General features: G+C 60.0%; 20 protein-coding genes. 18 read left to right on the top strand and 2 right to left on the bottom strand.

Going from position 1 to position 21,769, the window contains the following annotated elements; all coding sequences use genetic code 11:
• The first annotated feature begins 38 nt into the window (after positions 1–38).
• The 3 genes from aat (at position 39) to infA (ending at position 1,803) form a co-directional block, all read left to right on the top strand.
• Positions 39–728: a leucyl/phenylalanyl-tRNA--protein transferase gene (gene aat / locus SLW75_RS22395; RefSeq protein WP_410935466.1), complete on the top strand. Its 690-nt coding sequence runs from the start codon at positions 39–41 to the stop codon at positions 726–728.
• 47 nt (positions 729–775) lie between these two features.
• Complete coding sequence (locus SLW75_RS22390) at positions 776–1,483, top strand: arginyltransferase (protein ID WP_065989154.1); 708 nt, start codon at positions 776–778, stop codon at positions 1,481–1,483.
• Positions 1,484–1,584: 101 nt separating this feature from the next.
• Positions 1,585–1,803, top strand: coding sequence for a translation initiation factor IF-1 (gene infA, locus SLW75_RS22385; RefSeq protein WP_002553999.1), 219 nt, complete (start codon positions 1,585–1,587; stop codon positions 1,801–1,803).
• A 126-nt stretch (positions 1,804–1,929) separates the two neighbouring features.
• Here the strand turns inward: infA and clpA are convergent, their stop codons facing one another.
• Both clpA and clpS read right to left on the bottom strand, forming a co-directional pair.
• Positions 1,930–4,200, bottom strand: coding sequence for an ATP-dependent Clp protease ATP-binding subunit ClpA (gene clpA, locus SLW75_RS22380; RefSeq protein ID WP_065989148.1), 2,271 nt, complete (start codon positions 4,198–4,200; stop codon positions 1,930–1,932).
• Positions 4,201–4,230: 30 nt separating this feature from the next.
• Positions 4,231–4,593: an ATP-dependent Clp protease adapter ClpS gene (clpS, locus tag SLW75_RS22375; protein ID WP_065989146.1), complete on the bottom strand. Its 363-nt coding sequence runs from the start codon at positions 4,591–4,593 to the stop codon at positions 4,231–4,233.
• Between the two features lie 222 nt (positions 4,594–4,815).
• Here clpS and cspD point away from each other — a divergent pair, with 222 nt between their 5' ends.
• From cspD to nuoF, 15 genes are all read left to right on the top strand, one after another.
• Complete coding sequence (gene cspD / locus SLW75_RS22370) at positions 4,816–5,082, top strand: cold shock domain-containing protein CspD (protein ID WP_410935465.1); 267 nt, start codon at positions 4,816–4,818, stop codon at positions 5,080–5,082.
• A gap of 584 nt (positions 5,083–5,666) precedes the next feature.
• Entirely contained in the window at positions 5,667–7,892 is a 2,226-nt protein-coding gene (locus SLW75_RS22365; RefSeq protein ID WP_065989144.1) for an NADP-dependent isocitrate dehydrogenase, read from the top strand.
• A 115-nt stretch (positions 7,893–8,007) separates the two neighbouring features.
• Positions 8,008–8,448 carry an NUDIX hydrolase gene (locus SLW75_RS22360; RefSeq protein WP_065989143.1) on the top strand — a complete coding sequence of 147 codons (441 nt, stop codon included), beginning with the start codon at positions 8,008–8,010 and terminating at the stop codon, positions 8,446–8,448.
• A gap of 93 nt (positions 8,449–8,541) precedes the next feature.
• Positions 8,542–9,672 carry a tRNA 2-thiouridine(34) synthase MnmA gene (gene mnmA, locus SLW75_RS22355; RefSeq protein ID WP_065989142.1) on the top strand — a complete coding sequence of 377 codons (1,131 nt, stop codon included), beginning with the start codon at positions 8,542–8,544 and terminating at the stop codon, positions 9,670–9,672.
• The gene (hflD, locus tag SLW75_RS22350) at positions 9,672–10,292 is read left to right on the top strand and encodes a high frequency lysogenization protein HflD (protein ID WP_065989140.1); all 621 of its coding nucleotides are present in this window, start codon (positions 9,672–9,674) and stop codon (positions 10,290–10,292) included. The genes mnmA and hflD overlap by 1 nt, the downstream gene beginning before the upstream one ends.
• A 132-nt stretch (positions 10,293–10,424) precedes the next feature.
• Positions 10,425–11,795 carry an adenylosuccinate lyase gene (gene purB / locus SLW75_RS22345; RefSeq protein WP_410935464.1) on the top strand — a complete coding sequence of 457 codons (1,371 nt, stop codon included), beginning with the start codon at positions 10,425–10,427 and terminating at the stop codon, positions 11,793–11,795.
• A gap of 84 nt (positions 11,796–11,879) precedes the next feature.
• Positions 11,880–13,046: a cupin domain-containing protein gene (locus SLW75_RS22340; protein ID WP_192134588.1), complete on the top strand. Its 1,167-nt coding sequence runs from the start codon at positions 11,880–11,882 to the stop codon at positions 13,044–13,046.
• Entirely contained in the window at positions 13,039–13,464 is a 426-nt protein-coding gene (locus tag SLW75_RS22335; RefSeq protein ID WP_065989671.1) for a GNAT family N-acetyltransferase, read from the top strand. Before SLW75_RS22340 ends, SLW75_RS22335 begins: the two co-directional genes overlap by 8 nt.
• Before the next feature lie 162 nt (positions 13,465–13,626).
• Entirely contained in the window at positions 13,627–14,415 is a 789-nt protein-coding gene (locus tag SLW75_RS22330) for a secretin N-terminal domain-containing protein (RefSeq protein ID WP_410935463.1), read from the top strand.
• Positions 14,416–15,042: 627 nt separating this feature from the next.
• Entirely contained in the window at positions 15,043–16,368 is a 1,326-nt protein-coding gene (aceA, locus tag SLW75_RS22325) for an isocitrate lyase (RefSeq protein ID WP_065989127.1), read from the top strand.
• Between the two features lie 515 nt (positions 16,369–16,883).
• Entirely contained in the window at positions 16,884–17,297 is a 414-nt protein-coding gene (locus SLW75_RS22320; RefSeq protein WP_037008823.1) for an NADH-quinone oxidoreductase subunit A, read from the top strand.
• A 10-nt stretch (positions 17,298–17,307) separates the two neighbouring features.
• Positions 17,308–17,982, top strand: coding sequence for a NuoB/complex I 20 kDa subunit family protein (locus SLW75_RS22315; protein ID WP_065989126.1), 675 nt, complete (start codon positions 17,308–17,310; stop codon positions 17,980–17,982).
• 74 nt (positions 17,983–18,056) lie between these two features.
• Positions 18,057–19,838, top strand: coding sequence for an NADH-quinone oxidoreductase subunit C/D (gene nuoC, locus SLW75_RS22310; protein ID WP_108122805.1), 1,782 nt, complete (start codon positions 18,057–18,059; stop codon positions 19,836–19,838).
• A 2-nt stretch (positions 19,839–19,840) separates the two neighbouring features.
• Positions 19,841–20,338 carry an NADH-quinone oxidoreductase subunit NuoE gene (nuoE, locus tag SLW75_RS22305; RefSeq protein WP_065989124.1) on the top strand — a complete coding sequence of 166 codons (498 nt, stop codon included), beginning with the start codon at positions 19,841–19,843 and terminating at the stop codon, positions 20,336–20,338.
• The gene (gene nuoF / locus SLW75_RS22300) at positions 20,335–21,693 is read left to right on the top strand and encodes an NADH-quinone oxidoreductase subunit NuoF (RefSeq protein WP_065989122.1); all 1,359 of its coding nucleotides are present in this window, start codon (positions 20,335–20,337) and stop codon (positions 21,691–21,693) included. The genes nuoE and nuoF overlap by 4 nt, the downstream gene beginning before the upstream one ends.
• The last annotated feature ends 76 nt before the right edge of the window (positions 21,694–21,769 follow it).

Here is a 21,769-nt window from a genome sequence, read left to right as displayed (position 1 = left end):
GCGTTGACTCCCCTCCCCTCTCGTAAAGTCTGGATGCCATGCTGACCTGGTTACAACGCGACACCTTCGATTTCCCTCCGCTGGAAAAAGCCATGCGCGAGCCCAACGGACTGCTCGCCGGCGGCGGCGATTTGTCCGCTGATCGCCTGATCGCTGCGTACCGGCATGGCTGCTTTCCATGGTATCAGCAGGGCCAGCCTATTCTCTGGTGGTCGCCGGACCCGCGCACCGTGCTGTTTCCGGAAGAGCTGCATGTATCCCGCAGCCTGGGCAAGTTGCTGCGTCAGGGGCGTTATCGGGTCACCTTCGACCAGGATTTCGCGGCGGTCATTCAAGCGTGCGCCGAACCCCGGGCCTACGCCGACGGCACGTGGATCACCGGCTCCATGCAGGCAGCCTACATTGAACTGCACGCCCGCGGCTTCGCCCACAGCGTCGAAGTCCGGGACGGCGACGCGCTGGTGGGCGGCCTGTACGGATTGGCAATGGGCCAGCTGTTCTTCGGCGAATCGATGTTCAGCCGCGCCGACAACGCTTCCAAGGTCGGTTTCGCAACGTTGGTCGAATACCTGAAAGAATCGGGTTTTGTTCTCATTGATTGCCAGATGCCTACCCAGCACCTGCTAAGCCTTGGCGCGCGCTCGATTGCGCGCCAGACCTTCGCCGACTATCTGCACAAACACCTCGACGGGAGCCATTCAGCCGATTGGTCACCTAGGCGAGTTTGATTGGCCTGGCATACACTCATGTCTACAGTTTTTCTCGAGGGTTGATCATGACCGAGCTGGCGCGGCTGAAGTTCTATGCCACTCAACCCCACTCCTGTAGCTACCTGCCCGAGGAACAAGCCACTACGCTGTTTCTCGACCCCAGCCAGCCAATGGATGTCCAGGTCTATGCCGATCTCTCGGACATGGGGTTTCGCCGAAGTGGCGATCATCTTTACCGTCCGCACTGCCAGAACTGCAGCGCTTGTGTGCCTGCGCGCATTCCTGTGGGACTGTTCGTGCCCGATCGTCAGCAAAAACGTATTTTCAAAAGGAACGCCGACCTCGAAGTGACGAGCACTAAGCCGCATTTCAGTGAGGAGTACTTCGATCTGTATCAGCGCTACATCGAACAGCGCCATGCCGATGGGGATATGTTTCCGCCGAGCCGCGACCAGTTTTCCACCTTCCTGGTCCGGGACCTGCCGTTTTCGCGTTTTTACGAATTCCGTCTGGAAGGCCGACTGCTCGCCGTGGCCGTCACCGACCTGCTGCCCAACGGTCTTTCTGCCGTTTACACCTTCTACGAGCCATCGGAGGAGCGCCGCAGCCTTGGGCGGTACGCGATTCTCTGGCAGATCGCCGAAGCCGCACGCATGCAATTGCACGCGGTATACCTCGGCTACTGGATAAAGAACTGCAAAAAGATGAATTACAAGACCCAATATCGCCCCATCGAACTGCTCACCAATCAAAGATGGGTCACTCTTTACTGAAGCCCTTGGCTTAAACCTCAGTTTTCGGGCACAATGCAGCCCGCTTTTGCCTGGCTGCCGTTTGCACCGGGCCATTCATTGGATACCGAGGGCTTTACTGCATGTCGAAAGAAGACAGCTTCGAAATGGAAGGCACTGTCGTCGACACCCTGCCCAACACCATGTTCCGTGTGGAGTTGGAAAATGGGCACGTCGTAACCGCGCACATCTCCGGCAAGATGCGCAAGAACTACATCCGCATTCTTACCGGCGACAAGGTCCGCGTTGAGCTGACGCCCTACGACTTGAGCAAAGGTCGCATCACTTACCGCGCCCGCTAACAGGTCTTAACAAAAACGCCCGGCACATGCCGGGCGTTTTTGTGTGCGCGGGTTTAGTCCCGAGCCAGCCAGACACAAAAAAGGCGCCTTTCGGCGCCTTTGAGGGTTATTGCGATAGCCAAAACCTCAGGCCATTTCAGCCGTGGTCTCGTAATCGAACGTGATCTCGCCGTCCTTGAAGTCGATGTGTACCACACCGCCATGCTCGGACAACTCGCCAAAGAGGATTTCCTCGGCCAGCGGACGCTTGATCTTGTCCTGGATCAGTCGTGCCATCGGACGTGCGCCCATCGCCGCGTCGTAACCACCTTCGGCCAGATAACCTCTCGCCGCTTCGGTCACTTCCAGCAGTACGCGCTTGTCTTCCAGCTGCGCCTGAAGCTCGGTAAGGAACTTGTCCACCACGCTCTTGATAACCTCATGGCTGAGGCGACCGAATTGAATGATGGTGTCCAGACGGTTGCGGAATTCCGGCGTAAAGCTCTTCTTGATCACTTCCATCGCATCAGAGGAGTGATCCTGATGGGTGAAACCGATCGAAGCACGCGCCGCCGTTTCAGCACCGGCGTTGGTGGTCATGATCACGATCACATTGCGGAAGTCAGCCTTGCGTCCGTTGTTGTCGGTCAGCGTCCCGTGGTCCATCACCTGCAGCAGCAGGTTGAAGACTTCCGGGTGCGCCTTCTCGATTTCATCGAGCAGCAGCACGCAATGCGGTTGCTTGGTGACGGCTTCAGTGAGCAGGCCGCCCTGATCAAAACCGACATAGCCCGGCGGCGCACCGATCAGACGCGATACGGTGTGACGCTCCATGTACTCGGACATGTCGAAACGCACCAGCTCGATACCCAGCGCCTTGGCCAACTGACGCGCAGCCTCGGTCTTGCCGACACCGGTGGGACCTGCGAACAGGAACGAACCGACAGGCTTGTCCGGCGACTTGAGGCCGGCACGGGACAGCTTGATCGCGGTCGACAGCGAGTCGATGGCGGCATCCTGACCGAACACGGTCAGCTTCAGGTCGCGCTCCAGGTTACGCAGCAACTCCTTGTCGGAGCTGTTGACGTGTTTTGGCGGAATCCGCGCGATCTTCGCCACGATGTCTTCGACCTGTGGCACTTCAATGCGCTTGACGCGCATTTCCACAGGCTGCAGCCGCTGATAGGCGCCGGCCTCGTCAATCACGTCAATGGCCTTGTCGGGCATATGACGATCATTGATGTAGCGCGATGCCAGCTCGGCAGCGGCACGCAGGGCTTCGTCGCTGTATTCGATATTGTGATGCTGTTCGAAACGACCTTTCAGGCCACGCAGAATGCCGATGGTGTCTTCGACGGAGGGCTCGGACACGTCGACTTTCTGGAAGCGGCGGGCCAGCGCACGGTCTTTCTCGAAGATGCCGCGGAATTCCTGGAACGTGGTCGAGCCGATGCAACGGATATCACCCGAAGACAGCAGCGGCTTGAGCAGGTTGGAAGCGTCCATCACGCCACCTGACGCAGCGCCCGCACCAATGATGGTGTGGATTTCGTCGATGAACAGGATCGCGTGCGGACGTTTCTTCAACTCGCCGAGCAACGCCTTGAAGCGCTTCTCGAAATCGCCACGGTACTTGGTACCGGCCAGCAGTGCACCCAGGTCGAGGGAGTAGACGACGCTGTTGGCAAGCAGATCCGGCACCTGGTTGTCGACGATGCGTTTGGCCAGGCCTTCGGCAATGGCGGTTTTACCCACCCCGGCCTCGCCCACCAGCAGCGGGTTGTTCTTGCGACGCCGCGCGAGAATCTGAGCGACGCGCTCGACTTCCATCTCGCGCCCTACCAGCGGATCGATGCGGCCTTGACGGGCCAGCTCATTCAGGTTGCTCGCATAGGCATCCAGAGGATTGCCTGAGGAAGAAGACTCACCGCCCTCGTCATCCTGCATATCTTGCTCACCTTCAGATTGATCGCCATGCCCGGGCACTTTCGAAATGCCGTGGGCGATGTAGTTGACGACATCGATACGGGCAACGCTCTGCTGCTTGAGCAGAAACACTGCCTGGCTTTCCTGCTCGCTGAAAATCGCCACCAGCACGTTTGCGCCCGTGACTTCCCGCTTGCCGGAACTCTGCACATGAAAAACCGCACGCTGTAGAACGCGCTGGAAGCCGAGTGTAGGTTGGGTCTCGCGATCCTCGTCGTGGACGGGAATCAGCGGCGTGGTGGAGTCGATGAACTCCTGGAGGTCGTGTTTGAGTTTGTCGAGGTTTGCGCCGCAGGCACGCAGTACGGTGGCGGCAGCCTCATTGTCCAATAAGGCCAGCAGGAGGTGCTCGACGGTCATGAACTCATGACGTTTCGAGCGGGCCTCCTTGAAAGCCAGATTGAGGGTGACTTCGAGCTCACGGTTTAACATAGCTTCACCTCATACCCAAGTGTCCGGCGGTTAACCGTCCTTCTCGATTTCACAGAGTAGCGGATGCTGGCTTTCCCTGGCGTACTGGTTGACCTGCATAGCCTTGGTCTCGGCGATGTCGCGGGTAAACAATCCGCAAACGGCCCGTCCCTCTGTATGGACGGCCAGCATGACCTTGGTCGCCAGCTCACGATTCAGGTTGAAAAACACCTCGAGCACTTCGACAACGAAATCCATCGGGGTGTAGTCATCATTGAATAAAACCACCTTATACATAGGCGGCACCTGCAATGTCGGCTTGGCTTCTTGTACAGCGATGCCCGACGCATCGTCCTCATGGGGCTGCGGGTCATCCTGATTGAATGTTAGTCGAATCTTGCTGAATGCATGCATGGTAAAGAAGGTTCACAGAGGACGTGATTGAAATAAGTGGTGGCGGTGATACCGGTTTTCAACTGGACCGCCGCTTGACCTTGACTATCGGCCAATCGGTGTTACAAACAATAGAACCCACATTGGGTAAAAAGGGTCCGCGCAGTCAACCAAAATTTTTTAGGTCCGGCGGATGAGAGGTGATGATACTCCCATCGGAGTCCTTTGCAGAGGGATGTGACTATGCACAGCGGTAAGGTCAAGTGGTTCAACAACGCCAAGGGGTATGGCTTCATCGTTGAAGACGGCAAGTCTGAAGACCTGTTCGCTCATTACTCGGCGATCGCTATGGACGGCTATAAAACGCTGAAGGCCGGACAGCCGGTCCAGTTCGAGATCATCCAGGGTCCAAAAGGTCTTCACGCCGTGGGGATCATTGCGCAGGTCCCCGCTGCTGCCCATGAAGCCGTCACTCAACACCAGAGACAGGAAGAGAAGCAGCGGGCATAGCGTAACAATCACGCCTGAGCCGGACCGTTCAAGCGCGAGATTCGAAAAGCCGGTCAATCCGTTCAGGGTTGACCGGCTTTTTTTTTGCCGCTCCCCTCTCGGGACGTGCATCTATATAGCCGTGAGAAACGCTGCCGTGATGGGGATGCGCCTTTAGTCGAAATCCCTTGAGCGACCGAACCGGGCACATCGCCTTCAGACCACTGCGACAGCTTGCCGCAGGCCCCGCTGTACAAGGGCTGAAGGGTTTTCCGGGGAAATCATGACGCTTGCCTGAATCCGCGCGACCACCCCGGGCACCGCAAAGCCGTCACACGAGTACCGTAGTAATGGCCGGGTGCAGTGATATACTCAGCGCCGGTGACCGTTGGGTCATTGGGGGCCGAACCACCTGAGACCAGGCTTTCAGCCCTCGACAGGCCAGACCGCTACCCGGGTCCGACCGTTTGACGCTCGACAGATGCACCCCCTATCACGCGACGAAATTCTCGACTTTCGGCTCATCGATACCTTGGGCGAAAGTGCCTACCCTGCGCATCTCGAAATTTTGTGTACGCTCAGCAAAGAAGAGAGTTATCCCGAATATGTCCAACCGCTCGAAGATCATCTACACCTTCACTGACGAAGCGCCAGCCCTCGCCACCTACTCACTGCTGCCTATCATCGAAGCGTTCACCGCCTCCGCTGACATCGCCGTTGAAACCCGCGACATCTCGCTTGCAGCCCGCATCCTCGCCAGCTTTCCCGAGCGCCTGGGTGACAAGAAGGTGTCCGACGATCTGGCAGAGCTGGGCCAACTGGCGACCACGCCGGAAGCCAACATCATCAAGCTGCCGAACATCAGCGCCTCGGTTCCACAACTGAAGGCCGCGATCAAGGAACTGCAAGCCAAGGGCTACGACATCCCGAACTACCCCGATGAAGTCGTGACCGAAGCCGACAAGGTTGCCCAGGCGGGCTACGACAAAGTGAAAGGCAGCGCCGTGAACCCGGTTCTGCGTGAAGGTAACTCTGATCGTCGAGCGCCGCTCTCCGTCAAGAACTACGCGCGCAAGCACCCGCACAAGATGGGCGCCTGGTCGGCGGACTCCAAGTCCCACGTGGCGCACATGGACAACGGTGACTTCTACGGCAGCGAAAAATCCTCGCTGATCGAAGCCGCTGGCGCCGTGAAGATCGAGCTGATCGGCAAAGACGGCAGCACCACCGTGCTGAAGGACAAGACCTCAGTACTGGCCGGCGAGATCATCGACTGCGCGGTCATGAGCAAGAAAGCCCTGCGCGCTTTCGTGGCCCGTGAAATCGAAGACGCCAAGAAGCTCGGCGTGCTGTTCTCCGTGCACTTGAAAGCCACCATGATGAAGGTCTCGGACCCAATCATGTTTGGTGAGTTCGTCGCTGAGTACTATCAGGAAGCGCTGAGCAAGCACGCTGACGTCCTGAAAGAAATCGGCTTCAACCTGCACAACGGCATTGGCGACCTGTACGCCCGCATCAAAGACCTGCCGGCCGACCAGCAAGCGCAGATCGAAGCGGACGTCAAAGCCGTTTACGCGACCCGCCCTGCTCTGGCGATGGTCAACTCCGACAAAGGCATCACCAACCTGCACGTGCCGAGCGACGTCATTGTCGACGCCTCGATGCCGGCGATGATTCGTGATTCCGGCAAGATGTGGAACAACGACGGCGTTCTGCAGGACACCAAGGCCGTGATCCCGGATCGTTGCTACGCGACCATTTACCAGGCAGTAATCGAAGACTGCAAGCAACACGGCGCCTTCGACCCGACCACCATGGGCAGCGTGCCAAACGTTGGCCTGATGGCGCAGAAAGCCGAAGAGTACGGCTCGCACAACAAAACCTTCCAGATCGACACCGATGGCGTGGTCCGTGTGACCGACGACAAAGGTCAGGTCTTGATGGAGCAGACCGTTGAAGCCGGCGACATCTGGCGCATGTGCCAGACCAAAGACGCGCCGATTCAGGACTGGGTCAAACTGGCCGTCAACCGTTCGCGCCTGAGCGGCACCCCGGCCATTTTCTGGCTGGACCCTGAGCGCGCCCACGACGCGGCGATGATCAAGAAGGTCGAGCACTACCTGAAGGATCACGACACGGCAGGCCTGGACATCAGCATCCAGTCGCCCGTCGACGCGATGAAGGTTTCGTTGGAGCGTATCCGCGCGGGCAAGGACACCATTTCGGTGACCGGCAACGTGCTGCGCGACTACCTGACCGACCTGTTCCCGATCATGGAACTGGGCACCAGCGCCAAGATGCTGTCCATCGTGCCGCTGATGAGCGGCGGTGGTCTGTTCGAAACCGGCGCAGGCGGTTCGGCGCCGAAGCACGTTCAACAGCTGAACGAAGAGAATTTCCTGCGCTGGGATTCGCTGGGTGAATTCCTGGCGCTGGCCGCGTCTCTCGAGCACTTGGGCAACGTCTACGACAACCCGAAAGCGCTGGTACTTGCCACCGCCCTGGACAAGGCCACCGGCCAGTTCCTGGACAACAACAAGTCGCCATCGCGCAAGGTCGGCGGTATCGACAACCGTGGCAGCCACTTCTACCTGGCCACCTACTGGGCTCAGGCTCTGGCGGCACAGACCGAAGATACGGCGCTGCAAGCCAAGTTCACCGAGCTTGCAAAAACCCTGGCTGACAATGAAGCGACCATCGTCGCCGAGCTGAACAGCGTACAGGGCAAGCCATTGGACATCGGCGGCTACTACTTCCCTACCCCGGAACTGGCCAGCAACGCCATGCGCCCAAGCAAGACCCTGAACGACGCGATCAACGCGTTGAAGTAAGGTTGTAGTGCTCGACCACAGACCCCGGCCCCGTGCCGGGGTTTGTGTTTGTGCGCAGTACTGCAATCTGAATACACGACCTATCTTTGACACCTGCCGCATGAGCGAACTATCCATGACCTGGCACCCCCACATCACCGTCGCAACCGTCATCGAAGACAACGGCCGTTTCCTGTTCGTTGAAGAACTGAAAAACGGCAAGCTGGTGCTCAATCAGCCGGCCGGGCACCTGGAGCCTGATGAGACGTTGCGTGAAGCGGCCATCCGCGAAACCCTTGAAGAAACCGGCTGGGACGTCGAGCTGACGGGCGTCGTCGGCATCTACCTGTACACTGCGCCAAGCAATGGCGTGACCTATCAGCGTGTGTGTTTTTCGGCCAAAGCGACGCGACACCACCCCGAGCGTGCGCTGGACACCGGCATCGTCGGCGCCCCCTGGTTCAGCCGCGACGAACTCGCCAGCCAACCGGAGCGCTGGCGCAGCGAGCTGGTATTGCGCTGCGTGGACGACTACCTGACAGGTCCGATTCACAGCATCGAGGTTGTGCGCGACTGACCGGCCGCCCAGCGCAACTGAATAGCTTTTAGCCTTGGCGCCGACTCCCTGTTAGAATCGCGCCCTTTCCTGCTGCTACCCAATCGAATTCCTATGTCTGATTCAGCCTTTTCCGATACAGAAAAGAAGCGCGTCATTGTCGGCATGTCCGGCGGCGTGGATTCTTCGGTCTCCGCCCTTCTGCTCATGGAGCAGGGGTACCAGGTGGAAGGCCTGTTCATGAAGAACTGGGAAGAAGACGACGGAACGGAATACTGCACCGCCATGGACGACCTCGCGGACGCCCAGGCCGTGTGCGACAAGATCGGTATCAAACTGCACACCGTGAACTTCGCGGCCGAGTACTGGGACCACGTCTTCGAACACTTCCTCGAGGAATACAAAGCCGGGCGCACGCCGAACCCGGACATCCTGTGCAACCGCGAAATCAAGTTCAAAGCCTTCCTCGACTACGCCTTCATGCTCGGCGCCGACCTGATCGCGACCGGTCACTACGTGCGTCGCCGCGACATCGACGGCCGCACCGAACTGCTCAAGGGCCTGGACCCGAACAAGGACCAGAGCTACTTCCTGCATGCCGTCGGCGGCGAGCAGATCGCCAAGACGCTGTTCCCGGTCGGCGAACTGGAGAAGCCCCAGGTGCGCGCCATCGCCGAGAAATACCAGCTGGCGACCGCGAAGAAGAAGGACTCGACCGGCATTTGCTTCATCGGCGAGCGTCGCTTCACCGACTTCCTCAAGCAATATCTGCCTGCGCAGCCCGGCGAAATCAAGACCACCGAAGGCGAAGTCATCGGTCGCCACGCCGGCCTGATGTACCACACCATCGGCCAGCGCCAGGGCCTGGGCATCGGCGGGCTGAAAGATGCCGGTGATGAGCCGTGGTACGTACTGGTCAAGGACCTGGAGCACAACGAGCTGATCGTCGGCCAGGGCAACGAGCATCCGTGGCTGTTTTCCCGCGCCCTGCTCGCCTCTGAGATCTACTGGGTCAACCCGATCGACCTGAGCAGTCCGCGCCAGCTGACCGCCAAAGTGCGGTACCGCCAAAGCGACCAGCGCTGCACCCTGGAACGCACTGAAAGCGGTTACCGCGCCACCTTCGACGAGCCGCAACGCGCGGTCACGCCCGGCCAGTCCGTCGTGTTTTACGACGGCGAGGTCTGCCTGGGCGGCGGCGTCATCGAAATCGCCGAGCCGTGGCACACCAGGGACGCACGTTGATGACCCCGATTCAGGAACAACTCGTCGCCCTGGCGGGGGTCTTTCAGGCCGCCGTGCTGGTCGATCGCATCGCCAAGACCGGTCAGGCCGGTGAAGCCGCCGTGGGCTGTATGATGGGCACCCTGCTGGTCATGGACCCGAAAGACACGCTGGACGTGTTCGGTGGCGACGACCTGAATCTGCACGAGGGCTACCGCGCCCTCGCCAGCGCCCTGGAACGCGATCCGGCCACGTTGCAACGGGAACCATTGCGTTATGCCCTGGCGATGCTGGGCCTGGAGCGTCAACTGTCCAAGCGCGACGACATGCTCGACACCATCGGCAAGCGCCTGCCGCAGATCAAATCCCAGGTCGAGCATTTCGGTATTGCTCACGAGAACGTCATTGCCGCCAGCGGCGCGCTGTATCAGGACACCCTGAGCACCTTGCGCCAGCGGATTCAGGTCCACGGCGACATGCGCAATCTGCAGCAACCCAACAATGCGTCGAAAATCCGCGCGCTTTTGCTGGCCGGGATTCGTTGCGCGCGACTTTGGCGACAAGTGGGCGGTCACCGCTGGCAACTGGTCATCAGCCGCCGCAAGTTATTGAAAGAACTGTATCCATTGCTTCACCGCTGAGGGGCCAACGCCCTTCAGCTCGCTTCCGACCCGACATCGCGCGACTCATAACGGTCAGCCAGCCTCGGCTGACCGGAATTTTCATGTATGATACGCGCCCCTTTTCGTTGCCCGACAGTCCGAGAACACCCTATGCAGCTTTCTTCGCTCACTGCGGTTTCCCCTGTAGATGGCCGCTACGCCGGCAAAACCCAGGCCCTGCGCCCGATTTTCAGCGAATACGGCCTGATCCGTTTCCGCGCCCTGGTGGAAGTGCGCTGGCTGCAACGCCTGGCGGCTCACCCGCAAATCCCTGAAGTCCCGGCCTTCTCCGCCGAAGCCAACGCCATCCTCGATGCCCTGGCCAACGATTTCGCTCTCGAGCACGCCGAGCGTGTCAAAGAGATCGAGCGCACCACCAATCACGACGTCAAGGCCATCGAGTACCTGCTCAAGGAGCAGGCTGCCAAGTTGCCGGAGCTGGCCAAGGTCAGCGAGTTCATCCACTTCGCCTGCACCAGCGAAGACATCAACAACCTGTCCCACGCGCTGATGCTGCGCGAAGGCCGTGACACCGTGCTGCTGCCGCTGATGCGCCAGATCGCCGAGTCCATCCGCGAGCTGGCGATCCGTTTCGCCGCCGTGCCGATGCTGTCGCGCACCCACGGGCAGCCGGCCTCGCCGACCACCCTGGGCAAGGAACTGGCGAACGTCGTCTACCGCCTGGAGCGTCAGATCGCTCAAGTCGCTGCCGTGCCGCTGCTGGGCAAGATCAACGGCGCCGTCGGCAACTACAACGCGCACCTGTCGGCCTACCCGGACATTGACTGGGAAGCCAACGCCCGCGCCTTCATCGAAGACGAGCTGGGTCTGGGTTTCAACCCCTACACCACGCAGATCGAACCCCACGACTACATCGCCGAGCTGTTCGACGCGATCGCCCGCTACAACACGATCCTGATCGACTTCGACCGCGACATCTGGGGCTACATCTCTCTGGGCTATTTCAAGCAGCGCACCATCGCCGGTGAAATCGGTTCGTCGACCATGCCGCACAAGGTCAACCCGATCGACTTCGAAAACTCCGAAGGCAACCTCGGCATCGCCAACGCGCTGTTCCAGCATCTGGCCAGCAAGTTGCCGATCTCCCGCTGGCAGCGTGACCTGACCGACTCCACCGTGCTGCGCAACCTCGGCGTGGGCTTTGCTCACAGCGTGATTGCCTACGAAGCGAGCCTCAAAGGCATCGGCAAGCTGGAGCTCAACGAGCAGAAGATCGCCGCCGATCTGGACGCTTGCTGGGAAGTCCTGGCCGAGCCGATCCAGACGGTCATGCGTCGCTACGACATCGAAAACCCGTACGAGAAGCTCAAGGAATTGACGCGCGGCAAGGGCATCGGCCCTGAAGCGCTGCTGACCTTCATCGACGGCCTGGACATGCCTGCCGAAGCCAAGGCCGAGCTGAAGAAGCTCACCCCGGCGAACTATATCGGCAACGCCGTGGCGCAAGCCAAGCGCATCTGACCGCACTGCACCCGCTCTGAACGCCCGGCTGAGCCGGGCGTTTTTATTCCCGTCGTAAAAATCCGTTTTTTCAATAGGTTACACATGAATCCTGACATCCCTCTTCAGCTCCTAGGTGGCATCACAGCGCGCGAGTTCCTGCGTGACTACTGGCAGAAGAAACCTTTGCTGATCCGTCAGGCCATTCCGGATTTCCAGAGCCCGATCGATGCTGACGAATTGGCCGGCCTGGCACTGGAAGAAGAAGTTGAATCGCGCCTGGTCCTCGAGAAAGGCGAGCGCCCGTGGGAGCTGCGTCGCGGCCCGTTCGCCGAGGACGACTTCAGCACCTTGCCAGAGCGCGAGTGGACCCTGCTGGTCCAGGCGGTTGATCAGTTCGTTCCCGAAGTCAGCGAATTGTTGGAAAACTTCCGCTTCCTGCCGAGCTGGCGCATCGATGACGTGATGATCAGCTACGCCGCGCCGGGCGGCAGCGTGGGTCCGCATTTCGACAACTACGACGTGTTCCTGCTGCAGGGCCATGGTAAGCGTCACTGGCAGATCGGCCAGATGTGCGACTCCGAAAGCAAGCTACTCGAGCACGCCGACCTGCGCATCCTTGCCGACTTCCAGGGTACCGACGAGTGGACGCTGGAACCGGGCGACATGCTCTACCTGCCGCCGCGCCTCGCCCACTGCGGCGTCGCGGTGGATGAGTGCCTGACCTACTCCGTCGGGTTCCGCGCGCCAAGCGCCGCCGAAGTGCTGACCCACTTCACGGACTTCCTCAGCCAGTTCATGCCTGAAGAAGAGCGTTACACCGACGCCGACGCGCAACCGGTCAGCGATCCGCACCAGATTCAACACGACGCCCTTGACCGCCTGAAGGGCTTGCTCGCCGAGCACATGGGTGACGAGCGCCTGCTGTTGACCTGGTTCGGCCAGTTCATGACCGAACCGCGCTATCCTGAACTGGTGGTCGGCCCGGAACTGGCCGAGAGCGAGTTACTCGACAGCCTGGAACAGGGCGCCGTGCTGATCCGCAACCCGAGCGCGCGACTGGCGTGGTCGGAAGTCGACGACGACCTGCTGCTGTTCGCCAGCGGTCAGAGCCGTCTGTTGCCGGGCCATCTGCGTGAACTGCTGAAAATGATCTGCGCGGCCGATGCGCTGCACATCGACAATCTGGGCCAATGGCTGGCAGATGATGATGGACGTAACCTGCTCTGTGAGCTGGTCAAACAAGGAAGTCTGGGGTTTGCTGATGAATAAGATCCACGTACGGGTAGCCGACTGGCAGAAAGACAACGCCGACATTCGGCGAATTCGTGACGCCGTGTTCGTGTTTGAACAGTCGGTTCCACCCGAACTGGAATGGGACTCGGAAGATGCAGGCGCCCTGCACTTTCTGGCGCTTGAAGGGGATTACGCCGTGGGCACCGCGCGCTTGCTGCCCGATGGTGAATTCGGCCGATTGTCCGTGCTCAAGGACTGGCGCGGCCTGAACGTGGGTGAGGCGTTGATCACCGCGATCCTCGCCGAAGCAGAGCGCCGCGACCTGAAACAGACGCGGCTCAGCGCACAGGTTCATGCCACGGCGCTGTATGAGCGCTTTGGCTTTACCGTGGTGAGCGACGAGTTTCTTGAAGCCGGCCTGCCCCACGTGGACATGGTGCGCAACTCGCACTGACTGCACCTGGCGACATTTGCGCCCCGGCGTTCGCGCTTCAGCTGCCTAAGCTGAAACAAAAGCACCGGGGCGTTTTGCTGTCTGCGATTCAACTTGGTGCTGCCCAGGCCGACACACTGGCAAACTCGTCGTTCAGACGCGCCCCTCGCGGAGACCACACCGATGTCATTACGCACCCTGCTCGCTTCACTGCTGTTGGCTTGCAGCTTCACGGCCGCGGCCGCCACTGAAGTCATCCCCCTGAATTACCGCACCAGCGACGATTTGCTACCCACTGTGAAGTCGTTCCTGGGCAACGAAGGCAGCGTCAATGCCTACGGCAACAAACTGATCGTCAACGCCGAGCCGGACAAGATCAGCGAACTGCGCGACCTCCTCGGCCAGCTCGACACTGCGCCCAAGCGTCTGATGATCAGCGTCGACACCAGCGACAGCACGGTGCAGAGCGACCAGGGCTACTCGGTCAACGGCACCGTGCGTTCGCAGGACGGACGCCTCAGTGCCGACGGCCGGACGCGCATCCAGAATTACGGCACCGCGAGCCGCGACGGCGGCGTGCAGCAGGTTCAGGCCAGCGAAGGGACGCCGGCGCTGATCCAGATGGGCCAGAGCATACCGATCACCTCGGTGCAGTCCGATGGCTATGGCTACCCGCAGACCAATACTCAATACCGCAACGTGACCCAGGGCTTCTATGTCACGGCGACGGTCACCGGCGATATCGTCCATCTGAGCATCAGCACCAACAACGACCGCATGAGCCAGCAACAGGCTGACGCGATCAAGGTGCAGAGCACCGACACGCAAGTCAGTGGTCGGCTGGGCGAGTGGATCACGCTGGCGGGCGCCAGCGGTCAGTCCCACGCCGATGAGCACGGCGTGGCCCGGCGCTACTCGACTCAGGGCAGCAACGACATGCAACTGCGGGTGAAGGTCGACAGCCTGGATTGACATGATGTGATCGCGAGTTACTGCGCGCATCTTGTGGGAGTGAGCTTGCTCAGGAAGGCTCTATCTCAGCCAATGAAGATTCAGCGGATGTAGTGGCCTCTTCGCGAGCAAGGTGGAGCGCCACCCCGGTCGCTCCCACACGGACCGTGTCCATCTGTGCCGCTTCGGTTATACCGCTAATTATGTAGTGCCCGATCCGGCACTACATCTTGCCCCCACTCCCGTATCCACCCAGTATCCACGCTGACTTCCCCTTCCCAGCACCCACACGCCTGAAACTGACCCACAAGTCCCATTATGCGAAAGATGTAGTGCAGCAAAAAAAGCACTACAAATTGTTTGACGAGGCAAAATTGCCGAGGCATGATGGCCTCGCTCCCGCTGATCAAGGGTTGTACAGAACTCTCCCTGATCGCGCTCGGACTCAACACGTTCGCGCCGATTAGCGTCATTTACGCCCACAAGGCTGTTTCATCGCCTCATCATCTCGATGGCGAATAAATCTGACTGAAACAATGCTCCCCGGATCAGCGAGCAGCCATCCGCGCGCCTTGAAGAAAGACCGGCGGCGGCGAAGCAAGGCGCTTCACCTCAAGACCCACAACATCAAGCAACGAGGTTTACCCCATGGCACTGACACGCGAACAACACATTGCAGCCATCGAGAAAGACTGGGCCGAGAATCCACGCTGGAAAGGCGTCACCCGCACCTACTCCGCTGCTGACGTCGTCCGCCTGCGTGGCTCGGTTCAGCCTGAACACACGTTTGCAAAGCTGGGCGCTGAAAAGCTGTGGAACCTGGTGACCCAGGGCGCCAAGCCGTCCTTTCGTCCCGACAAGGATTTCGTCAACTGCATGGGCGCTCTCACTGGCGGTCAGGCCGTGCAACAAGTCAAAGCCGGTATCCAGGCGATCTACCTGTCTGGCTGGCAAGTCGCGGCGGACAACAACTCCGCCGAATCGATGTACCCCGATCAGTCGCTGTACCCGGTGGATTCGGTGCCGACCGTGGTCAAGCGCATCAATAACTCGTTTCGCCGCGCGGACCAGATCCAGTGGAAAGCCGGCAAGAACCCGGGCGACGAAGGCTATATCGATTATTTCGCGCCGATCGTGGCCGACGCCGAAGCCGGTTTCGGCGGCGTGCTCAATGCCTACGAGCTGATGAAGAGCATGATCGAGGCAGGCGCTGCCGGCGTGCACTTCGAAGACCAACTGGCGTCCGTGAAAAAATGCGGTCACATGGGCGGCAAGGTTCTGGTCCCCACCCAGGAGGCGGTACAGAAACTGGTGGCCGCACGTCTGGCGGCTGACGTTGCCGGCGTGCCGACCATCATTCTGGCGCGCACCGACGCCAACGCGGCGGACCTGCTGACGTCGGACTGCGATCCGTACGACCAGCCGTTCGTCACCGGCACCCGCACGCCGGAAGGCTTCTACAAAGTACGTGCCGGCCTGGACCAGGCCATTGCCCGCGGCCTGGCGTACGCGCCGTATGCCGATCTCATCTGGTGTGAAACCGCCAAGCCGGATCTGGACGAGGCCCGTCGCTTCGCCGAAGCGATCAAGAAGGAATACCCGGATCAGCTGCTGTCGTACAACTGCTCGCCTTCCTTCAACTGGAAGAAGAACCTGGACGACGCGACCATCGCGAAATTTCAGCGCGAGCTGTCAGCAATGGGCTACAAGCATCAGTTCATCACCCTGGCCGGTATCCACAATATGTGGCACAGCATGTTCAACCTGGCCCATGACTACGCCCGCAACGACATGACTGCCTACGTGAAGCTGCAAGAACAGGAGTTCGCCGACGCCGCCAAGGGCTACACGTTCGTGGCGCACCAGCAGGAAGTGGGCACCGGGTACTTTGATGACATGACCACGGTCATTCAGGGCGGCAAGTCTTCGGTGACCGCATTGACCGGCTCGACGGAAGAAGAGCAGTTTCATTAACACTGTTCGAAGCCCCTGCTTCGCGGTGAACGACGGTCCTACCGAATACAGGAGCCGCCTTCGGGCGGCTTTCTGCTGACTGTCCGGAATTAACCTACGTTGACAGTCAACTATTAACGATAGACAACTCTCATCAGCCGATAAAAGTTAATTAATCAGGCCATCAATAACCGGATAACTTCCCCGCGATAATTAACGGGAACTTCGTCACGTCGCAGTGACACATGATAATCACCCTCTCCAAATGATATTTATTATCATTTAAGTCGTGGCTAATTGCCGGCCTGCCCTACGATAAATATTTCTCCAAAGCGCCTTCGACGCCCGCCCCTGCTGGGGCTAAGCATGAAAACCGTGACCTATCTCATTAATCCTGCGAATAAATTTGATGCAGAAAATTTACTTGCCCTCCTTTTGCACATAAAATCCCGGGATTGATCGCACTGCGACATATCGTCACTGCTTCTACTTCTTTCAAGCCCAGAGACCTTTGCTCTCTGTTAAGGACTGCCAGCATGCCCGACTCGACAGGATTGATTGCCCACAATTGGGGCTTCGCCGTGTTTCTCCTTGGTGTCGTCGGCCTCTGCGCCTTCATGCTCGGCCTTTCCAGCCTGCTGGGTTCCAAAGCCTGGGGCCGCAGCAAAAACGAACCGTTTGAATCCGGCATGCTGCCCACCGGCGGCGCCCGTCTGCGCCTCTCGGCAAAATTCTATCTGGTCGCGATGCTGTTCGTGATTTTCGACATTGAAGCCCTCTTTCTGTACGCCTGGTCTGTGTCCGTCCGCGAAAGCGGCTGGACCGGCTTCGCCGAAGCGCTCGTTTTCATAGCAATTCTGTTGGCAGGTCTTGTCTACCTATGGCGGGTAGGGGCGCTCGATTGGGCTCCCGTTGGTCGTCGTAACCGGCAGGCGAAGCTAAAACAATGAGGCTTTGGCAATGCAATATAATCTCACCAGGATCGACCCGGATGCTCCTAACGAGCAGTACCCCATCGGCGAACGCGAAGTCGTTTCCGATCCGTTAGAAGATCAAGTCCACAAAAACATCTACATGGGCAAGCTCGAAGACGTACTGAATGGTGCCGTCAACTGGGGTCGCAAGAACTCCCTTTGGCCGTACAACTTCGGTCTGTCGTGCTGCTATGTGGAAATGACCACCGCCTTCACTGCCCCCCACGACATCGCGCGCTTCGGCGCCGAAGTCATCCGGGCATCGCCGCGTCAGGCGGATTTCATGGTGATCGCCGGTACACCGTTTCTGAAGATGGCCCCGATCATCCAGCGCCTCTACGAGCAGATGCTGGAGCCCAAGTGGGTGATCTCCATGGGCGCCTGTGCCAACTCCGGTGGCATGTACGACATCTACTCAGTGGTTCAGGGCGTGGATAAATTCCTCCCCGTGGATGTTTACGTGCCCGGCTGCCCGCCCCGCCCAGAGGCATTTCTGCAAGGCTTGATGCTGTTGCAGGAATCCATTGGACAGGAGCGTCGTCCTCTTTCCTGGGTCGTCGGTGACCAGGGCGTTTATCGCGCCGAGATGCCGTCGCAGAAGGAACAGCGCCGCGAACAGCGTATTGCGGTGACCAACCTGCGCAGCCCCGACGAAGTCTGATCCAGTTTTTCTTTTACAAAAAGAAGCCTGAACCTGGGTTCATTCTGTACGTTGACCGATAGCGATCGAGACCTATGACTGCAGACACCGCTCTGTACATCCCGCCTCACAAGGCTGACGACCAAGAGGTCGTCGTTGAACTCCATAACCGTTTTGGCGCTGAAGCCTTCAGCGCCCAGTCCACCGTCACTGGCATGCCCGTGCTGTGGGTGCAACGCGCCCGGCTGATCGAGATCCTGACCTTCCTGCGTCAGATGCCCAAGCCGTACGTGATGCTGTACGACCTGCACGGCGTCGACGAACGCCTGCGGACCAAGCGACGTGGCCTGCCGGACGCCGACTTCACCGTGTTCTATCACCTGATGTCGATAGAACGTAACAGTGACGTGATGATCAAGGTTGCGCTTTCCGAAAGCGACCTGAGCATGCCGACCGTGACCGGCATCTGGCCAAACGCCAACTGGTACGAGCGTGAAGTGTGGGACATGTTCGGGATCGACTTCCCGGGCCACCCGCACCTGACCCGCATCATGATGCCGCCGACCTGGGAAGGTCACCCGCTGCGCAAGGATTTCCCGGCCCGTGCCACCGAATTCGACCCCTACAGCCTGACCCTCGCCAAGCAGCAGCTGGAAGAGGAAGCCGCGCGCTTTCGTCCGGAAGACTGGGGCATGAAGCGTTCCGGCACCAACGAGGACTACATGTTCCTCAACCTGGGCCCGAACCACCCTTCGGCCCACGGTGCATTCCGCATCATCCTGCAGCTGGACGGCGAAGAGATCGTCGACTGCGTGCCGGACATCGGTTACCACCACCGTGGCGCCGAGAAGATGGCCGAGCGCCAGTCCTGGCACAGCTACATTCCGTACACCGACCGCATCGATTACCTCGGCGGCGTGATGAACAACCTGCCGTACGTGCTCTCGGTCGAGAAACTGGCCGGCATCACCGTGCCGGATCGGGTCAACGTCATCCGCATCATGATGTCCGAGTTCTTCCGCATCACCAGCCACCTGCTGTTCCTGGGGACCTACATCCAGGACGTCGGCGCCATGACCCCGGTGTTCTTCACGTTCACTGACCGTCAGCGCGCCTACACCGTGATCGAAGCCGTCACCGGTTTCCGCCTGCACCCGGCCTGGTTCCGTATCGGCGGCGTTGCCCACGACCTGCCCCGCGGCTGGGAGAAACTGGTCAAGGACTTCATCGACTGGATGCCCAAGCGTCTGGACGAGTACACCAAAGCGGCACTGCAAAACAGCATCCTCAAAGGTCGTACCGTCGGCGTTGCCGCGTACAACACCAAGGAAGCGCTGGAATGGGGCGTCACCGGACCTAGCCTGCGGGCGACCGGTCTGGACTTCGACCTGCGCAAGGCGCGTCCGTATTCGGGTTACGAGAACTTCGAGTTCGAAGTGCCCCTGGCCCACGATGGCGACGCCTACGATCGCTGCATCGTGCGTGTCGAAGAGATGCGCCAGAGCCTGAAGATCATCGAGCAGTGCATGCGCAACATGCCGGCCGGGCCGTACAAGGCGGATCACCCGCTGACCACGCCGCCGCCGAAAGAACGCACCCTGCAGCACATCGAAACCCTGATCACGCACTTCCTGCAGGTTTCGTGGGGCCCGGTCATGCCGGCCAACGAATCCTTCCAGATGATCGAGGCGACCAAGGGCATCAACAGTTATTACCTGACGAGCGACGGCGGCACCATGAGCTACCGTACCCGGATTCGCACCCCAAGCTACCCGCACCTGCAGCAGATCCCTTCGGTGATCAAAGGCAGCATGGTCGCGGACTTGATCGCGTACCTGGGTAGTATCGACTTCGTTATGGCCGACGTGGACCGCTAAGCATGAACAGCACGCTTATCCAGACAGACCGTTTCGCCCTGAGCGAATCCGAGCGCTCGGCCATCGAGCACGAAATGCATCACTACGAGGACCCGCGCGCGGCGTCCATCGAAGCCCTGAAAATCGTCCAGAAAGAACGCGGCTGGGTGCCGGACGGCGCCATCTACGCCATCGGTGAAGTGCTGGGCATCCCTGCCAGCGACGTTGAAGGCGTGGCGACATTCTATAGCCAGATCTTCCGTCAGCCGGTGGGCCGCCACATCATTCGCGTCTGCAACAGCATGGTCTGTTTCATCGCCGGTCACGAAGACATCGTCAGCGAGATTCAGAGCAAGCTGGGCATCGGCCTGGGTCAGACCACCGCCGACGGCCGCTTCACGCTGTTGCCGGCCTGCTGCCTGGGCAACTGTGACAAGGCGCCGGCGGTCATGATCGACGACGATACTTTCGGCAATCTGCAGCCCGCGGGCGTCGCCCCGCTGCTGGAGGGTTACGTATGACCATCACTTCCTTCGGCCCCGCCAACCTCATCACTCGCGCCCCGGAAACCCATCCGCTGACCTGGCGTCTGCGCGATGACGGCGAGCCGGTATGGCTCGATGAATACCAGAAGAAAGACGGCTACGCCGCGGCGCGCAAAGCGTTTGCGACGCTGTCGCCGGACGAAATCGTCCAGGCTGTCAAAGACTCCGGCCTTAAAGGCCGCGGCGGTGCAGGTTTTCCCACGGGCGTGAAGTGGGGGCTGATGCCCAAAGACGAATCCATGAACATCCGTTACCTGCTGTGTAACGCCGATGAGATGGAGCCGAACACCTGGAAAGACCGCATGCTGATGGAGCAACAGCCCCATCTGCTGATCGAGGGCATGCTGATCAGTGCGCGCGCGCTGAAGGCCTACCGCGGTTACATCTTCCTGCGCGGCGAATACACCACTGCGGCGGTGCACCTGCGCCGCGCGGTGAAAGAAGCCGAAGCCGCCGGCCTGCTGGGCAAGAACATCCTCGGGAGCGGTTTTGATTTCGAGCTGATCGTGCACACCGGTGCAGGGCGTTACATCTGCGGTGAAGAAACCGCGCTGATCAACTCCCTCGAAGGCCGTCGCGCCAATCCGCGCTCCAAGCCGCCCTTCCCCGCTGCGGTGGGCGTATGGGGCAAGCCGACCTGCGTGAACAACGTCGAAACCCTGTGCAACGTCCCGGCCATCGTTAACAACGGTAACGACTGGTACAAGTCCCTCGCCCGCGAAGGCAGCGAAGACCACGGCACCAAGCTGATGGGCTTCTCCGGCAAGGTGAAGAACCCTGGCCTGTGGGAACTGCCGTTCGGCCTCCCCGCTCGCGAGCTGTTCGAAGACTACGCCGGTGGCATGCGCGACGGCTTCAAGCTCAAGTGCTGGCAGCCCGGCGGCGCCGGTACCGGTTTCCTGTTGCCGGAACACCTCGATTGCCAGTTCTACGCCGGCGGCGTGGCCAAGGTCGGCACCCGGATGGGTACCGGTCTGGCGATGGCGGTGGACGACAAGGTCAACATGGTTTCGCTGCTGCGCAACATGGAAGAGTTCTTCGCCCAGGAGTCGTGCGGTTTCTGCACGCCGTGCCGCGATGGCTTGCCGTGGAGCGTGAAAATGCTGCGCGCCCTCGAGAATGGCCAGGGTCAACCGGGCGATATCGAGACGCTGCTGGGGTTGGTCAACTTCCTCGGCCCAGGCAAAACCTTCTGCGCCCACGCACCGGGCGCCGTGGAACCTCTGGGCAGCGCGATCAAGTATTTCCGGCCGGAATTCGAGGCAGGCATCGCACCGGCACGTGCGGGCGACCTCAATCAGGTCATCAGTCCGACCGTGGTCGGCGCATAACACGATAAACGGTTGGCGGCTCACAAGGTCGCCTTCCCTGCATCCGACGACGCCGCGAGGCTGTTTGAGTCGGATG

This window comes from Pseudomonas sp. W5-01, assembly GCF_046540435.1.
GTDB classification, from domain to species: domain Bacteria; phylum Pseudomonadota; class Gammaproteobacteria; order Pseudomonadales; family Pseudomonadaceae; genus Aquipseudomonas; species Aquipseudomonas graminis_B.
The sequence above is the reverse complement of the archived record's forward strand: the minus strand, read 5'-3'. Positions and strand labels throughout refer to the sequence as shown.

Bases quoted from the DNA above. Each gene is read 5' to 3' on its own strand.
- aat (WP_410935466.1), top strand. From the start codon at position 39: ATGCTGACCTGGTTACAACGCGACACCTTCGATTTCCCTCCGCTGGAA.
- SLW75_RS22390 (WP_065989154.1), top strand. From the start codon at position 776: ATGACCGAGCTGGCGCGGCTGAAGTTCTATGCCACTCAACCCCACTCC.
- infA (WP_002553999.1), top strand. From the start codon at position 1,585: ATGTCGAAAGAAGACAGCTTCGAAATGGAAGGCACTGTCGTCGACACC.
- clpA (WP_065989148.1), bottom strand. From the start codon at position 4,200: ATGTTAAACCGTGAGCTCGAAGTCACCCTCAATCTGGCTTTCAAGGAG.
- clpS (WP_065989146.1), bottom strand. From the start codon at position 4,593: ATGCATGCATTCAGCAAGATTCGACTAACATTCAATCAGGATGACCCG.
- cspD (WP_410935465.1), top strand. From the start codon at position 4,816: ATGCACAGCGGTAAGGTCAAGTGGTTCAACAACGCCAAGGGGTATGGC.
- SLW75_RS22365 (WP_065989144.1), top strand. From the start codon at position 5,667: ATGTCCAACCGCTCGAAGATCATCTACACCTTCACTGACGAAGCGCCA.
- SLW75_RS22360 (WP_065989143.1), top strand. From the start codon at position 8,008: ATGACCTGGCACCCCCACATCACCGTCGCAACCGTCATCGAAGACAAC.
- mnmA (WP_065989142.1), top strand. From the start codon at position 8,542: ATGTCTGATTCAGCCTTTTCCGATACAGAAAAGAAGCGCGTCATTGTC.
- hflD (WP_065989140.1), top strand. From the start codon at position 9,672: ATGACCCCGATTCAGGAACAACTCGTCGCCCTGGCGGGGGTCTTTCAG.
- purB (WP_410935464.1), top strand. From the start codon at position 10,425: ATGCAGCTTTCTTCGCTCACTGCGGTTTCCCCTGTAGATGGCCGCTAC.
- SLW75_RS22340 (WP_192134588.1), top strand. From the start codon at position 11,880: ATGAATCCTGACATCCCTCTTCAGCTCCTAGGTGGCATCACAGCGCGC.
- SLW75_RS22335 (WP_065989671.1), top strand. From the start codon at position 13,039: ATGAATAAGATCCACGTACGGGTAGCCGACTGGCAGAAAGACAACGCC.
- SLW75_RS22330 (WP_410935463.1), top strand. From the start codon at position 13,627: ATGTCATTACGCACCCTGCTCGCTTCACTGCTGTTGGCTTGCAGCTTC.
- aceA (WP_065989127.1), top strand. From the start codon at position 15,043: ATGGCACTGACACGCGAACAACACATTGCAGCCATCGAGAAAGACTGG.
- SLW75_RS22320 (WP_037008823.1), top strand. From the start codon at position 16,884: ATGCCCGACTCGACAGGATTGATTGCCCACAATTGGGGCTTCGCCGTG.
- SLW75_RS22315 (WP_065989126.1), top strand. From the start codon at position 17,308: ATGCAATATAATCTCACCAGGATCGACCCGGATGCTCCTAACGAGCAG.
- nuoC (WP_108122805.1), top strand. From the start codon at position 18,057: ATGACTGCAGACACCGCTCTGTACATCCCGCCTCACAAGGCTGACGAC.
- nuoE (WP_065989124.1), top strand. From the start codon at position 19,841: ATGAACAGCACGCTTATCCAGACAGACCGTTTCGCCCTGAGCGAATCC.
- nuoF (WP_065989122.1), top strand. From the start codon at position 20,335: ATGACCATCACTTCCTTCGGCCCCGCCAACCTCATCACTCGCGCCCCG.